Annotated in this window: 14 protein-coding genes; 9 read left to right on the top strand and 5 right to left on the bottom strand. The window is 68.0% G+C overall.

Annotated features, from left to right (window positions below):
* Positions 1 to 288: 288 nt before the first annotated feature.
* The 6 genes from fliQ to RMO04_RS17590 all read left to right on the top strand — a co-directional run bounded on the left by fliQ (position 289) and on the right by RMO04_RS17590 (position 5,967).
* Positions 289 to 552 (top strand): flagellar biosynthesis protein FliQ, encoded by a 264-nt coding sequence (gene fliQ / locus RMO04_RS17615; protein ID WP_254836300.1) that lies wholly within the window; start codon positions 289 to 291, stop codon positions 550 to 552.
* Positions 553 to 562: 10 nt separating this feature from the next.
* On the top strand, positions 563 to 1,321 hold the full coding sequence (gene fliR, locus RMO04_RS17610; protein ID WP_309646070.1) for a flagellar biosynthetic protein FliR: 759 nt from the start codon (positions 563 to 565) through the stop codon (positions 1,319 to 1,321).
* 3 nt (positions 1,322 to 1,324) lie between these two features.
* On the top strand, positions 1,325 to 2,404 hold the full coding sequence (gene flhB, locus RMO04_RS17605) for a flagellar biosynthesis protein FlhB (protein WP_309646069.1): 1,080 nt from the start codon (positions 1,325 to 1,327) through the stop codon (positions 2,402 to 2,404).
* Between the two features lie 94 nt (positions 2,405 to 2,498).
* Entirely contained in the window at positions 2,499 to 4,571 is a 2,073-nt protein-coding gene (gene cckA / locus RMO04_RS17600) for a cell cycle histidine kinase CckA (RefSeq protein WP_309646068.1), read from the top strand.
* A gap of 22 nt (positions 4,572 to 4,593) precedes the next feature.
* Entirely contained in the window at positions 4,594 to 5,511 is a 918-nt protein-coding gene (locus RMO04_RS17595; protein WP_309646067.1) for a mechanosensitive ion channel domain-containing protein, read from the top strand.
* A gap of 75 nt (positions 5,512 to 5,586) precedes the next feature.
* Positions 5,587 to 5,967 carry a VOC family protein gene (locus RMO04_RS17590; RefSeq protein WP_309646066.1) on the top strand — a complete coding sequence of 127 codons (381 nt, stop codon included), beginning with the start codon at positions 5,587 to 5,589 and terminating at the stop codon, positions 5,965 to 5,967.
* 3 nt (positions 5,968 to 5,970) lie between these two features.
* Here RMO04_RS17590 and RMO04_RS17585 read toward each other — a convergent pair whose 3' ends face one another.
* Entirely contained in the window at positions 5,971 to 6,171 is a 201-nt protein-coding gene (locus tag RMO04_RS17585) for a hypothetical protein (protein ID WP_309646065.1), read from the bottom strand.
* A gap of 140 nt (positions 6,172 to 6,311) precedes the next feature.
* Here RMO04_RS17585 and RMO04_RS17580 point away from each other — a divergent pair, with 140 nt between their 5' ends.
* Positions 6,312 to 8,621 carry a TonB-dependent receptor gene (locus tag RMO04_RS17580; RefSeq protein WP_309646064.1) on the top strand — a complete coding sequence of 770 codons (2,310 nt, stop codon included), beginning with the start codon at positions 6,312 to 6,314 and terminating at the stop codon, positions 8,619 to 8,621.
* A 62-nt stretch (positions 8,622 to 8,683) separates the two neighbouring features.
* On the opposite strand, the gene RMO04_RS17575 is transcribed toward RMO04_RS17580, so the two are convergent.
* Positions 8,684 to 9,100 carry a hypothetical protein gene (locus RMO04_RS17575; protein ID WP_309646063.1) on the bottom strand — a complete coding sequence of 139 codons (417 nt, stop codon included), beginning with the start codon at positions 9,098 to 9,100 and terminating at the stop codon, positions 8,684 to 8,686.
* 244 nt (positions 9,101 to 9,344) lie between these two features.
* Between RMO04_RS17575 and RMO04_RS17570 the strand changes: the two genes are divergently transcribed.
* Both RMO04_RS17570 and RMO04_RS17565 read left to right on the top strand, forming a co-directional pair.
* On the top strand, positions 9,345 to 11,198 hold the full coding sequence (locus tag RMO04_RS17570) for a DEAD/DEAH box helicase (protein WP_309646062.1): 1,854 nt from the start codon (positions 9,345 to 9,347) through the stop codon (positions 11,196 to 11,198).
* A 100-nt stretch (positions 11,199 to 11,298) separates the two neighbouring features.
* The gene (locus RMO04_RS17565) at positions 11,299 to 12,033 is read left to right on the top strand and encodes a VTT domain-containing protein (RefSeq protein ID WP_309646061.1); all 735 of its coding nucleotides are present in this window, start codon (positions 11,299 to 11,301) and stop codon (positions 12,031 to 12,033) included.
* Positions 12,034 to 12,084: 51 nt separating this feature from the next.
* Here RMO04_RS17565 and RMO04_RS17560 read toward each other — a convergent pair whose 3' ends face one another.
* From RMO04_RS17560 to RMO04_RS17550, 3 genes are all read right to left on the bottom strand, one after another.
* Positions 12,085 to 12,276 (bottom strand): hypothetical protein, encoded by a 192-nt coding sequence (locus RMO04_RS17560; protein WP_309646060.1) that lies wholly within the window; start codon positions 12,274 to 12,276, stop codon positions 12,085 to 12,087.
* Positions 12,277 to 12,338: 62 nt separating this feature from the next.
* Entirely contained in the window at positions 12,339 to 13,970 is a 1,632-nt protein-coding gene (locus tag RMO04_RS17555) for an acyl-CoA synthetase (protein WP_309646059.1), read from the bottom strand.
* 119 nt (positions 13,971 to 14,089) lie between these two features.
* The coding region (locus RMO04_RS17550; protein ID WP_309646058.1) for a fatty acid desaturase at positions 14,090 to 15,056 on the bottom strand (967 nt) is incomplete at its 5' end.

Raw genomic sequence — 15,056 nt, 5'->3', positions numbered from 1 at the left:
CTGATCGAGGCCCTGTCGCCCCTGGTCGGCAAGATCAGCGTCGAGGCCATGCGCGCGGCGAACTACAGCGTCGACCGTGACACCGACAAGGCTACCCCCGCCGAGGCCGCGCGGGCTCTGGAGGCCTCTCTAGCGGGGCAGTGAGTCCAGCCAGGCCAGGACGATCGTCGCGAGGCAAACGCCTTCGGCTTCCCGGACTTCAGGCCTCATTCTCCCTTCGTTAACCATAGCCCGGCAAAAATGGCCTAGCTCCTGATCCACCCTCCAAGCGTACCCAAGAGGCCCTCGATGAACGGCGCCGAAGTTCTGGACGTCGGCCGCGACGCCATCTGGCTCACCATCCAACTATCGGCTCCAGTGTTGATCGTCGGCCTGGTCGTCGGCGTCGGCATCGGCCTGATGCAGGCCCTGACCCAAATCCAGGAAGCCACCCTGGTCTACGCGCCCAAGATCGTGGCGATCTTCATTTCCCTGCTGGTGTTCCTGCCGCTGATGGGCGCCCTGATGAGCGGATTCATGCGCCAGATCGCCGCGCGCATCGCGGCGATGTAGCCGCGGGCCGATGGAATCCTACGCCGCCGCCTCGCAGGTCTATGCCGGGGGCCTGATCTTCGCCCGCGTGGGCGCGATGATCATGCTGCTGCCCGGCTTCGGCGACACCACTGTGCCGCCCCGCATTCGGTTGTCCTTCGCCTTCCTGATGGCCCTGATGCTGATGCCCGTGATCGCCAAGGGCCTGCCGGTGCCGGGAACGGTCTCAGGCGTTGGCACGGCGGTGATCAAGGAGGTGCTGATCGGGCTGATGATCGGCGGAATCCTGCGCCTGTTCATGTCGTCCCTGGCGGCGGCGGGCGAGATCATCTCGATCCAGACCACGCTCTCCTTCGCCCAGACCGCCGCCCCCGGGCAGGCCGCGCCGTCGACGACGCTCGGCACTTTCCTGGGCCTGATCGGCATCACCCTGATCATGACCACCGACCAGCATCACATGTTCCTGGCCGGGATCGTCAGGTCCTACGCGATCTTCCCCTACACACGCGACGTGCCGGTTGCCGACGCCGCCCAGCTCGCTATCCAGACGGTGGCCGGCTCCTTCAAGCTGGGCCTTCAGCTCGCCGCCCCGGTGGTGGTGTTCTCGCTGATCTTCAACATCGCCGCAGGCCTTGTCGGCCGGGTGATGCCGCAGTTCCAGGTGTTCTTCGTGGCCACGCCGCTGATGGTGCTGTTCGGCCTGTCCATCTTCGCGCTCAGCCTGGGCACTATCGGCCTCGTCTGGGTCAGCCGCTATCGCGAGCTGATCAGCCTGTTCCTGGCGAGCTAGGACATGGCTGAAGAACAGGACGCCGCGTCAAAGACAGAAGAGCCGACACCCGGCAAACTTCAGAAAGCCCGTGACAAGGGCGATGTCGCCAAGACCCCCGACCTCGCCATGCTGGCCTCGTTCGCCGGCGCCGCGGCCGTGCTGGCCATCGCCGGCGGCTGGATGTCGAACAACCTCGCCAACGAGTTGCTGCCCTTCATCGCCCATCCGCACGACATGAGCGTCGAGGGCGGCGGCGGGGTGGAGATCGCCCGTCACACCATGATGGCCTCGGCGCCGATCCTGTTCGCCGTGCTGGTGGTGGCGGGTCTGTTGGGGGCCGGCGGCAATCTGATCCAGACGGGGTTCATGTATTCCCCCGAGAAGCTGAAGCCGGACTGGAAGAAGGTTTCGCCCCTGGGAGGCCTGAAGCGGATGCTGGGTCCCGAGGGCCTGATGCAGTTCTTCAAGTCGCTGGTGAAGATCATCATGGTCGGCTGGGTCGGCTACGTGGTCATGAAGCCCTATGTCGCGCCGATGAAAGACCTGGCGGCCATGGACCCGGCGGCCATCCTGCCCTTCACCATCGAGATCCTGCGCAAGCTGGTCTTCGCCGTGGCCGGCCTGATGCTGGTCGTCGCGGGCTTCGACTGGTTCTGGCAGCGCCAGCGCTTCATGAAGAAGATGATGATGACCAAGGAAGAGCTGAAGGAGGAATTCAAGAACTCCGAAGGCGATCCCCACATCAAGGCCAAGCGTCGGCAGATCCAGATCCAGCGGTCGCGCCGTCGGATGATGGCCGCGGTGCCCGGCGCCACCATGGTGATCATGAACCCGACCCACTTCGCCGTGGCGCTGAAGTACGAGGAGGGCGAGACCGCGGCTCCGCAATGCGTGGCCAAGGGCATGGACACCATCGCGCTCAAGATCCGCGCGCTGGCGGAGGAGGCTGGCGTGCCGGTTATCGAGGATGCGCCCCTGGCGCGCGCGCTCTACGCCGCGGTCGAACTCGACGACTTCATTCCGCCCGCCCACTACGAAGCCGTGGCCAAGCTGATCGGCTTCATCATGCAGACCGGACGCCGCGCCGCCGGCGCGGCCTGACGCACCGAAAAGACTAGGGATTCGTGAGAGTATCGCTGTGAGTGATTCGTTGGGGGCGCTGGCCTCCGCAACTGGGATCAACCGGGCCCAACCCATGGCCAAGTCAACGACCCGAGAGGACGCGCGCCGGCGCTTCGATCCCCTGATGGGGTTCGCGGCCCTGTGCTTCCTCGCCGCCGTGGGGTTCGCGTCGGTGCCGGCCTTCAACGCCGGGGCGGCGACGCGGGCGGGGATGATGCTGCTGGTGGGCCTGTTCGGCGTCGCGTGTCTGGGTCTGTTCGCCCTTCGCAACGCCATCGACGCGGCGCCTGAGGGCGAGCCCGGCGCCGACAAGTTGATCGATGCGCTCACCGAGCCGGCCGCCATCGCCGCCGCCGATGGCCGCATCCACGCCGCCAACGCGCCCTGGCGCGCGGCCCTGGGCGCGGCGCAGCGCCTGCCCAAGGGCGGACCTTCCGCGGCCAGCCTATTCTCGGCGCTGACCGCCGCGCGGCGCGGCGAGACCGGCCGCGCGGCGATCCGCACCAACGGCTCGGAACACGCCGCCACCGTCTCGCCGCTGGGCGAGCGCCGCTTCCTGGTGCGGCTGGACGACCGGACGCGCGAGCCCCTGGCCCTGCCAGCCGCCGCGGCCGAGGTGCTGAACGCCTTCAACACCGCCAAGCCCCCGCCACCCAAGGTGCTGGACGCATTCGCCGCAGCCTCGCCGTTCGGCGCGGCCCTGCTGGAAGGCGAGGACCCCTTCGCGGCCACCATTGTCGAGGCCAACCACAGCCTGGCCGCCGTGGCCGGCGGCGGGCGCGCGGGCGAGGTGTTCGGCGAATTGATCGAGCCGGCCTCGCGGATCGACGCCGCCCAGAAGCTGAAGGACGGCCAGGTCGGCGCCCTGGAGGTCCGGCTGGCCCGCGACCCGGCCAAGATCGCCCACCTCTACCTCTCCAAGAGCGACGGCCGCTGGGTGGCCTATCTGGTCGATGTCTCCGAGCAGAAGCAGATCGAACTGCAGCTCTCGCAGAGCCAGAAGATGCAGGCCATCGGCCAGCTGGCCGGCGGCGTGGCCCACGACTTCAACAACCTGCTCACCGCCATCTTCATGCAACTCGACGTACTGGCCACCCGCCATCCGGTGGGCGACCCGTCCTATGAGGGGCTGAACGAGATCAAGTCGACATCGGCGCGGGCCGCCGACCTGGTGCGCAAGCTGCTGGCCTTCTCGCGCAAGCAGACCGTCCAGCGCGAGACCCTCGATCTCGGCGAACTGATCAGCGAGTCCGAGGTGCTGCTGCGCCGCGTGCTCTACGAGGACGTGAAGCTCGAGACCGAGTACGGCCGCAACCTGCCGCACGTGCGCGCCGACCGCAGCCAGATCGAGACCGCGGTCATGAACCTGGCCGTCAACGCCCGTGACGCCGTGCGCGCGCACGGCGGCGGCGTGGTCACCATCCGCTTGGCCAGGGTCACCCAGGAAGAGGCCGCCGGTCTCGGCTATCCGGACGCCCAGGGCGACCAGGCCCTGATCGAGGTGTCCGACGACGGCCCCGGCATCCCGCCCGACGTCATCGACAAGATCTTCGACCCCTTCTTCACCACCAAGCCGGTGGGTGAGGGGACGGGGCTGGGCCTGGCCACCGTCTACGGCATCGTCAAGCAGTCCGACGGCTGGATCAGTGTCGACTCCAAGCCGGGCGCCGGCGCGTCCTTCCGCATCTTCCTGCCGGTCCACATCCCCTCGGCCGCCGCGCCGGCCCTGGTTCCGGTGGTCAAGGCCCCGCCCAAGGCGCGCGACCTTTCGGGCGCCGGGCGCATCCTGTTCGTCGAGGACGAGGACGCGGTGCGCGGGGTGGCCGCCAAGCTACTGCGCGCCCGCGGCTACGAGGTGATCGAGGCGGCGTCGGGCGAAGAGGCCCTGGAACTGGCCGAACAACACGCCGGCTCCATCGACCTGATGATCTCCGACGTGGTCATGCCGGGCATGCAGGGACCCGATCTGCTGAAGCAAGCGCGCGTCTTCCTGGCCGGCGCGCCGGTGATGTTCATCTCGGGCTACGCTGAGGCGGAGTTCTCGAATCTGCTCGAAGGCGAGGAGAACGTCTCGTTCCTGCCCAAACCCATCGATATCAAGATGCTCGCCGAACGGGTGAAACAGGAATTGCAGAAGGCGGCCTAGGCCCGCCTTCGCAACGGAGCGCATGCAGGAATTCAAACGTGAGGTCAGCCGGCGGCTGAGTGACACGATCACCGCCGACGAAGATGTGATCCACAAGTTCATCGACGCCGCCGGCGATCTGGCCGTGAACCTGGTCGTCGCCGTGATCATCCTGATGGTCACGTTCTGGGCCGCCGGCTGGGCCTCGCGCCTGGTACGCCGGGTCCTGGCCCGGGCCCACCGTCAGGGTCCGCCGGACGTCACCCTGCAGAGCTTCGGTGGGTCGCTGGCCCGCTACGTGGTCATCATCGTCGGCCTGATCGCGGTGCTGCAGCAGATCGGGGTCCAGACCACGTCGATCCTGGCGGTCGTCGGCGCCGCGTCGCTCGCCGTGGGCTTGGCGCTGCAGGGCACGCTGAGCAACGTCGCGGCAGGCGTCATGCTGCTTCTGTTCCGACCCTATCGCGTAGGCGACGTGGTCGAGATCGCCGGGCGCACCGGCACGGTCCAGGCGCTGGACCTGTTCGTCACCGAGCTGGCCACCCCCGACAACATCAAGGTGGTCATGCCCAACGCCAAGGTGTTCGGCGATGTCATCGTCAACACCAGCCACCATGCCCGCCGCCGGGTGGACGCCGTCGTGCGCGTGGACACCAAGCGCGATGTGCCGGCCCTACTGATGGGGCTGAAGATCCGCGCCGAGTCCAATCCTTTGGTCCTCACCGACCCCGCGCCCCTGGCCGAGGTCACCGGCATGTCGGAGGCTTTCGTCGAGCTCGCCGTCCGAGCCTGGGTGGAGCGCGAGGACTACGCGGTGGTCAAGGCGGACATGATGCTCGCCGCGCGGCTCCTGGCCGACAGCGCCGACGCGCCCCTGCCGCCGCCGCCGGCAGCCAGGATCAAGCCAGCGCCGCCGCCTCGCAAGCCGCGCAAGACCCTGGTCCGGCGACTGAGGGGCTAGCTCGCCAGACTTGACGCGGTCGGAGCTTCGCCGTCTCTTTTCGAGCTAAGGCTCGGAGCCGGCCCGGAGACCGTGATGGATACCGTGAGCGTGCGTTACATCGTGGCCGACGTGGACGCCGCGGTCGCCTTCTATCGCGACATGCTGGGCTTCGAGGTCGTCATGCAGGCGGGGCCTGGCTTCGCGATGCTAAGCCGTGGGCCACTGCGGATGCTTCTGAACCGCCCCGGCGCCGGTGGTGCGGGCCAGAGCATGCCCAACGGCGATGCGCCCGCGCCAGGCGGCTGGAACCGCATCCAACTTGAGGTCCGCGATCTCGATGCGGAGGTCGAAAGACTGAGGGCCGCGGGGAGCCGGTTCCGCAACGAGATCGTTCAGGGCAACGGCGGCAAGCAGATCCTGATCGAGGATCCCTCAGGCAACCCGATCGAGCTGTTCGAGCCGCCGGCCCGCTAGGGGCTAGGCCTTATCCTCGGCGCGACGACCGACGATCTTCATGGTTTCGACCTGGGCCTCGGTGACCCGCTTGATTCGGGTCAGCAGCCCGTTCGCATCGCCCTGCTCGGCGATTTGTTGGTCAAGTTCCGCCAGACGTTCAGCGGGGCGGGGCTCTTTGCGACGGTCCATGACTAAGCCTTCTAGCGCCTGTTTATGAGCCATGGGTGAATCCGCGCCTTGAGCGCTTCCTGTGTCGGCAAGTCGTCATGAAAGCTTGGCCGGAGCTTTAAGGAGCGCTGTTACGCCACGGCCGCGCCGGGCTGCCGCGAGGGGCGGGGCCGGACGCGAGGGGCGAAAACAACATGAAGACGAAATTTCTCACGGGCGCGGCGTTTGGCGCGCTGATGCTGGCGATGGCGAGCGCCGCGGCGGCGCAGGAGCCATCCGATGACGTGGCCGACGCGGCCTCGGTCGACGAATTGGTGGTCTTCGGCCGCGGCGAGGCGCGGCAGGTCCAGACCGTGGACGGCCAGGAGCTCTCGCTGGAGGTGGCTGGCGCAAGCCCGCTCAAGCTGGTCGAGAAACTGCCCAACGTGAACCTGCAGTCGGCCGACCCCTTCGGGTCCTACGAGTGGTCCTCGCGGATCTCGATCCGCGGCTTCGATCGTAACCGCCTGGGCTTCACCCTGGACGGCGTGCCGCTGGGCGACATGACCTATGGCAACCACAACGGCCTGCACATCTCGCGCGCCATCGCCGGCGAGAACGTGGGTCAGGTCGAACTGGCCCAGGGCGCGGGCGCGCTCAGCACGGCCTCGGTCAGCGACCTGGGCGGCTCGCTGCAGTTCCTGTCGCGTGAACCTGGCGCGGAGTTCGGCGGCTTGGCGGCGGGGACCGCCGGCTCGGACGACACCTATCGCGGATTCCTGCGGCTGGAGAGCGGCGAGCTGCCGTCCGGCGCCCGGGGCTATGCCAGCTACTCCTACAACACCGCCAGCAAGTGGAAGGGCGACGGCGAGCAGCGCCAGCAGCAGGTCAACGTCAAGGCCGTTCAGCCGATCGGCGAAGGCGCCATCACCGGCTGGGTCAACTGGTCGTCCCGCCAGGAGCAGGACTATCAGTATCTCTCCCTCGAGATGATCGGCCGATTGGGTCTGGACTGGGACAACTTCGCCTCGAACTACGTCAAGGCGGTGCAGGTCGCCGAGATCGGGCACAATCGCGGCGACACCGGGGTGGCACCGCGCTTCCCGTCGTTCGGGACGGTCTATCCCGCGCCGATCATCAGCCCCGACGACGCCTATTACGACGCCTCGGGCCTGCGCGACGACATCATCGGCGCCCTCAGCCTGGACCTGCCGATCAACGACATGGTGCGGGTCAAGGCCACCGCCTATCGCCATGAGAACGAGGGACAGGGTCTCTGGGTCACGCCCTATGTCGCCTCGCCCAACTACGGCGTCGCCGGCGCTACCACCAACGACGCGCCGCTGTCGATCCGCACCACCGAGTACGACATCAAGCGGTCCGGCGCGATCGCCAGCCTGACGCTGACCCTGGGCGCCCACGAGGTCGAGGGCGGCTTCTGGTACGAGACCAACGACTTCGTCCAGGCGCGGCGGTTCTACGCCCTCAACCGCACCTCGTTCTCGCGCGATATCCTGGAGATGCAGTCGGGCGCCTTCCGCACCGATTGGGAGTACGCCTTCGACACCACCACGACCAAGTTCCACCTCAGCGACACCTGGACCGTCACCGAGGCCCTGAAGGTCAACTTCGGCTTCAAGTCGCTCTCGGTGGAGAATGAGTCGACCACCCGTATCGGCCCCAACAAGACGGGCGTGATCAAGGCCGAGGAGAACTTCCTGCCGCAGATCGGCGCGAGCTTCGATCTGTCGGAGGACAGCCAACTGTTCGCCGGCTACTCGGAAAACATGCGCGCCTTCGCCAGCTCGGCGACCTCGGGGCCGTTCTCGGCCTCCCAGGTCGGCTTCAACGCCATCAAGGACAAGCTGAAGCCCGAATTGTCCCAGACCTTCGAGGCCGGCTGGCGCTACAAGACCCCCGACTTCCAGGGCGTCGTCGCCTTCTATCACGTGAAGTTCGAGAACCGGCTGTTCGGGGTCGCCCAGGGTTCGGGCATCCAGGGCAATCCCTCGGCCCTGTCCAATGTCGGCGGCGTGACCGCCAAGGGCTTCGAGGCCGCGGCGTCCTGGGACTTCGCCCCCGACTGGTCGCTGTTCGCCTCCTACGCCTACAACGACTCGACCTATGACGAGGACACCCGCGACGGAAACGGCGTCATCGTCGCGCGGACGGCGGGCAAGACCACCGTCGACACCCCGGAAAACCTGTTCAAGGCCGAGCTGAGCTTCGACAACGGCGCCTTCTTCGGAAAGGCCTCGCTGTCCTATCTGGGCGAGCGGTTCTTCACCTATGAAAACGACCGCGGCGTCCCGTCCCAGACCTTGGCCGAACTGGCCGCCGGCTACCGCTTCTCGGGCACGCCGCTGCTGGACGGGCTGGAGCTGCAGGTCAACGTCACCAACCTGTTCGACGAGAAGTACGTCTCCACCATCGACTCCAACGGCTTCGCCATTCGCGGCGACAGCCAGACCCTGTTGGCCGGCGCGCCGCGCCAGGTGTTCGTCAGCCTGCGCAAAACGTTCTGAGTTTATCCCCCGCCTTGGGAGCCGAGCGGCGACGCTCGGCTCTCTTTTTTTGCGGGCCGCGCCTAGCGCCTATTCCGCCGGAAGGCCGCGGCCTCCTTGGCCAGGGACGACTTCATCGGATCGGGCTCGTCGTCGTCGGGGACGAACGGCAATTCTCCCGCCACCCCCCGCAGGGCCAGCCAGAGCTGCTGGCTGAGGTGGCCCAGCATCCGCAGCGGCCGGCGGTTCTCGCCCGTCACGTCCCAGCCCTCGGCCTCGAAAGCCGCGACCTGCTCGCGCTCGGGCCTGCGATCGATGTTGTCCCAGCCCTCGGGGCGGACGACCTCGTCGGCTTCCTCGGCGGTCAGGCCGAAGGCCGCGCGCGAACATTCGTTGATCTCGGGAAACTCATGGGCCGCGTCCACATCGGCGTAGCGCGGCTTCATGAGCGCCTTGCGCTCCAGCTCGGCGACGCCGGGTAGGTCTCGAAGGCGGCGCAAGGGCGGGGTCTTTTCCATGCTCCGCAGGCTAGCGACGTCGCGGCGTTCGCGCCAGGGACGGCCTTTCTCCGGGCGTTTGTCCGCGTTCAAACGATGTTTTTCATATCATTCCCCTCTTGAGCGACTGCGCCGCAGGGTCTCTGTGGATAAAATCGACGTCGCAAGGCTTGCGGCGGCGGCCCTCTTGCCCTCTAAGGCGCAACCGCGCGTTTTCTTTTCGTTGCGGCTTGCGAAACGGACTGAAATGGCCTTCCCCGAAATCCACCCCGCCCTGGCGCGCGCGCTCGCGAGCCAAGGCTACGCCGAACCCACCCCCGTCCAGGCCGCTGTCCTGGCGCCCGACGCCGCGGGTCGCGACCTGCTGGTCTCGGCCCAGACCGGGTCAGGAAAGACCGTCGCCTTCGGCCTGGCCGCCGGGCCGACCTTGCTGGGCGAGGCCGAGAAGTTCGGCCAGCCTGGCTCGCCCCTGGCCCTGGTCATCGCGCCCACGCGCGAGCTGGCGCTGCAGGTGGCCAAGGAACTGACCTGGCTCTACGCGCCCTCCGGCGCGCGGGTCGAGACCTGCGTCGGCGGCATGGACCCGCGCCGCGAGCAGCGGGCGCTGAACGTCGGCGCCCACATCGTGGTCGGCACCCCCGGGCGCCTGAAGGACCACCTGGAGCGCGGCAATCTCGACCTGTCGGCCCTGCAGGTCGTCGTCCTCGACGAGGCCGACGAAATGCTGGACATGGGTTTCCGGGAGGATCTGGAAGAGATCCTGGACTCCGCTCCGGTCGGCCGCCGCACCCTGCTGTTCTCCGCCACCCTGGCCCGCGAGATGGTGGCGCTGGCCAAGCGCTATCAGCGCGACGCCCTGCGCATCGACACCAGCCGCCGCGACGAACCGCACGGCGACATCGAGTACCGCGCCATCCGGGTCGCGCCGAACGAGATCGAGCTGGCCGTGGTCAATGTGCTGCGGTTCTTCGAGTCGCCGGCCGCCCTGGTGTTCTGCAACACCCGAGACGGTGTGCGCCACATGCACGCGGCCCTGCGCGAACGCGGCTTCGCCGTGGTCGGTCTGTCGGGCGAGCTGGAGCAGAAGGCCCGCACCGACGCGCTTCAAGCCCTGCGCGACGGCCACGCCCGGGTCTGCGTCGCCACCGATGTGGCCGCGCGTGGCCTCGACTTGCCCGAACTCGGCCTGGTGATCCACGCCGACATCCCGGTGAACAAGGCCGGCCTGCTGCACCGTTCCGGCCGCACCGGCCGGGCCGGTCGCAAGGGCACCTCGGTTCTGCTGGTCTCCCACACCCGCCGCCGCAAGGCCGAGCAGCTCCTGGCCTCGGCCGGGGTGGAAGCCGTCTGGCAGGGGCCGCCCACCGCCGACGAGATCCGCGCCAAGGATCAGGTCCGGCTGTTGGAAGACCCCATGCTGACCGAGCCCATGGCCGAGGAAGACCTGGCGCTCGCCAAGCTGGTGCTGGAGAACCGCACCGCCGAGGAAGTCGCCGCCGCCCTGATCCGCATCCACCGCGCCCGGTTGCCGTCGCCCGAAGAACTCTATGACGACGCCCGCATGCGCGACAGCCAGGCCCGCGAGCAGGGCCGGCCGAAGCGCGCCTACGACCCCGCCGACCGTGGCGACCGCCCTGAGCGTCCCGAGGGATCCTTCGGCAAGCCCGAGCGCCTCGACCCCAACGACGTGACCTGGTTCCGCGTCACCGTGGGGCGCGCCAAGAACGCCGATCCCAAGTGGCTGATTCCGCTGATCTGCCGCCTGGGTCACGTCACCAAGCCCGACATCGGCGCCATCAAGATCTTCGACCGCGAGACCAAGTTCGAGATTTCCAACGCCGCGGCCGGCAAGTTCGCCAACGCGGTTAAGGCCACCGTCAACGACGAGATCAAGATTGAGCCGTCGTCGCCTCCCGGCGGCCCGACCTCGCCGCCGCGTCCGAAGTTCAAGCCGGCCCCCGGCAAGGGCGCGCCCGACGACGCCAGGCCGCCGCACCGCAAGGGTCCGCCGCCCTTCAAGGCCGCCTCCGCCGGTGGCCCGGGTCCCAAGGCCGGCAAGCCGCCGTGGAAGAAGAAGGGCAATGACCAGCGCCCGCGCTGAACGCGGGAACCCTATCGTCCCGAGCGCCTTGATCGGGTCATGCGGCCGGACATAGTTAAGGTCGAGATCGAGTCGAACCGCCGCCACCGAGACATGGTCGATGAGCGCTGAGCGCCGACACCTCTGGCGAACATGGCTGGCCTGGGCGGGCCGCGCGGCGCCGACCTTGCTGCTGGTCGGCGCGGCCGCCGCCTTTTACGCAAGCGGTCTGGGCGCGGACTTTTCGCTCGAGGATCTGCGCACCAACGAGATGGGCCTGCGCGCCCAGGTGGCCGCTGCGCCCATGGTCACGCTCTTGGTCTTCACAATCCTCTACGCGGTGGCGACGGCGGCCTTCGTGCCGGTGGGCATCGTGCTGATGCTGGCCGGCGGCTTCCTGTTTGGGCCGCTGACGGGTACGGCGGCCACTATCGTCGGCTCAACCCTCGGGGCGGTGATGACCTATGTCGCCGCGCGCTTCGCCTCGGGCGCGGCGATCCGCGACCGGTTGGCGCGTGGGCGCCTGGGCAAGATCATGGCCGGGTTCGACGCCAGTCCCTTCGCCTATCTCCTCACCCTGCGGCTGCTGCCGCTCAGCCCCTTCGGTTTGGTCAATGTCGCCGCCGGCGTCGCCCGCGCGCCGGTGCGCAAGTATGTGACCGCCACGGCGATCGGGGCGGTGCCCTATTCGCTGATCTACTCCTACCTCGGCGTTGGGCTGGGCAAGGCGGCGCTCGCCGGCCGGGCGGCCGAGCTGACGATCCTCGCGCGTCCCGAGGTGGCCCTGCCGCTGGCCGCCCTGGCGGCTCTCTCGCTGATCGCGGCGCGTCGAACAAGTGCGCAACGGTCGGCTTGACGAGGCCGGGACGCAGCAGGTGACCAGCCCGGTGGGCGGCGTTGGCCTGAGCTAGAAGCTGCGCATCTGCGCCGACTTGCCCTCGGGCCGCACGACCTTCAGGCACTCGGCATAGGTCCGCAGCAGCCACGCCCGATCAGGACCGCCGGTCTCGCGCAGTTCCGCTGAGGCGCCCTCGATGGCCATGACGTCGCGCATGAGCTGATAGGCCACCGCTTCCGGTGTCTGGGGCGTGTCGGCCATGTCGGAGTTCCTCGTTCGCCGCCGACCCTGCGCCCACGAAGTGAAGGAAATGGTCGAGGGGCCTAAGCGCCAACCCCAAGCGCCGCCAGCGCAAGGTCCCGCGAGGCCTTGTAGTCGACCTTACCGTTGGGCGCCCGGCCGATGCTCTCGACCACCACCAGTTCCCGCGGCGCCTTGTAGGCGGCCAGCTTCGATTTCACGTGGGTCGACATCTCGTCCAGGGTGAGTGCGCCCGGCGCGTCGGGATCGGGCTCCACCACCGCGCAGATGCGCTCACCGAAGCGGGCGTCGGGCACGCCCACCACCACCGCGTCGCGGACGTTCGGGTGGGTCTTCAGCGCCTCCTCCACTTCTTCGGGGAAGACTTTCTCGCCGCCCGTATTGATGCACTGGCTGCCGCGGCCTAGCAGTTTCAGCGTGCCGTCGGCGTTGACCTCGGCCCAGTCGCCGGGAACGCTCCACCGCTGGCCCTCGATGGTCTGGAAAGTCTTGGCGGTCTTCTCGGGGTCCTTGTAGTAGCCGAGCGGCAGGAAGCCGGTGACCGCGACCATGCCGCGTTCGCCCGACCCCGCCTCGACGCGGCGGCCGTCCTCGGCGAACACCACGCAGTTCGGCCCCAGCATGAACGCCGCCGTCGCCGCTTCAGCGCCTGGCGCCGAGGCCGAGGCGCCCAGGCCCACGGCCTCCGACGAACCGAACGAGTCCATGATCATGGCGTTCTTCGCGAAGGACAGCAGGCCGCGCTTGTTCTCCTGGCTCCACATGGAGCCCGACGAACTCATCGTCTTGACGTGGTCAAGGTTCCAGCGGCCGGGATTGGCCTCCAGCGCCTCCAGCATCGGGGTGGAGAAGGCCAGGCCGACGATGACGATGCCGTCGGCTTGCAGCCGCACCGCCTCGTCCCACAGCTCCATGGCGTTGAACTGGCGCGAGGGCAGGGTGGCCACCGTGCCGCCCACGTTGAGCGTGATGAAGGCCGAGAACTGGCCGGTGCCGTGCATCAGCGGGCAGCAGACCAGCGTGCGCCGCTGGTCGTCGTTGAGCCGCTCGGCGGCTTCCTGGGCGCTGGTCAGGGGTGGAATGCCCTGCAGCGCATTGCCCCCCGCTCCGATGACATTGAACAAATCGTCCTGGCGCCACATCACGCCCTTGGGCATGCCGGTGGTGCCGCCGGTGTAGAGCAGCAGCAGGTCGTCGGGAGAGCGTCCCCAGGGCGCCTTGAACGGCCGGTTCGCGGCGGCCTTGGCGACCACGGCGTCATAGTCGTCGGCCCAGGCGGGGACGGGATGGCCGGGCTCGGCCACGGCGATCCAGGCCTTCACGGTCGGCAGCTTGTCGCGGATCGCCTCGATCATGCCGGCGAAGCCTGCGTGGAACACCACGGCCTGGGCGTCGGCGTTGTCGAACAGATAGGTCAGCTCGTCGCCGCCGTAGCGGTAGTTGGTGTTGATCGGCGCGACGCCGGCTTTGAAGGCCGCGTAGTAGGTCTCCAAGTATTCGGGACCGTTGTAGAGATAGGCCGCGACCTTGGCGTCGGAGGTCAGTCCGCGATCAACGAGGTGAGCAGCGAGCGCATCGGCGCGGGCGTCGAACTGGCCCCAGCTGATGACCCGGTCACCCTGGATCAGGGCGGGGCGGTCCGGCTGTTCGGCGGCGATCGCCTCCCAGACGTCGGCGAAATTCCAAGCGCTCACCACGTCTCCTCCCATGTTCTTGTTTTATGGGCGGCAGTTGGCGATCAGGGCGCGGGCGGGGTCAAGCCTGACGCAGGGGCAGGCGGCGCGCCCTCGCTATGATGAAACGATGGCCTGCGTCAGGCCGCGACGCGGCCACGGATCTCGCGGAACGACACCAGCCGTTGCGCGCCCTCGTCCCAAAGCGCCAGACGCGCGTTCTTGAAGCTCTCAAGCAGTCCGATACGGCTCATGCCCCGGAGTTCCGGATGGTCCTTCAGAACTTGCGGCAGACGGTAGAAAGGGATGCGGCTGGAGAGGTGGTGGACGTGGTGGATGCCGATATTGGCCGTCAGCCAGCGCAGCGGCTGGGGCAGGTCGTAGTGCGAGGAGCCCATCAGGGCCGCGTCGTCGCGCTTCCAATCCTTCTGTCGCGACCAGGCCACGCCCTCGTACTGGTGCTGCACGAAGAATAGCCAAACGCCGATGGTGGCCGCAATCACCATGGTGGTGAAGTTGACCAGCATGACCGGCGCCGGCCCCAACAGCCAGATCATCACGCCCACGCCTGCGGCGATGACCGCGGTGTTGCTGAGGGTCGAGACCCAGGGCTTCCAGCCGGACTTCATCATGCCGAAGGGCAGGCGCTGCTGGATGAAGAACACGAACGTGGGGCCGAGGCCGAACATCACCGCCGGATTCCGATAAAGCCGGTAGCCAAGCCGCTTGCCGGGCGAGAGCGCCAGATACTCGTCCACCGTCAGCATTTCGATCACGCCTAGGCCGCGGCGGTCCAGATTGCCGGAGGTGGCGTGGTGCTGGGCGTGGGTGCTGCGCCAGTAGTCGTAAGGCGTGAGCGTCAGCAGGCCGATGGAACGGCCGACCCAGTCATTGGCCGCCTTGGCCGCGAAGAACGAGCCATGCCCGCAGTCGTGCTGGATCATGAACAGCCGCACCAGGAAGGCCGCGGCGGGCACGGTGAGCGCAAGAGCCAGCCACCACAGGCCGAAATGCATGGCCACCCAGCCCAGTGTCCACAGCGTGCCGAGCGCCGTGGCGGTCAGCACCAGTTCGAACAGACTGCGGCCCAGGCTGGGACGCTTGTAG

The sequence above is a fragment of the Phenylobacterium sp. genome, from assembly GCF_031412415.1.
Taxonomy (GTDB): Bacteria; Pseudomonadota; Alphaproteobacteria; order Caulobacterales; family Caulobacteraceae; genus Phenylobacterium.
This window is presented reverse-complemented; position numbering and strand designations above follow the sequence as displayed.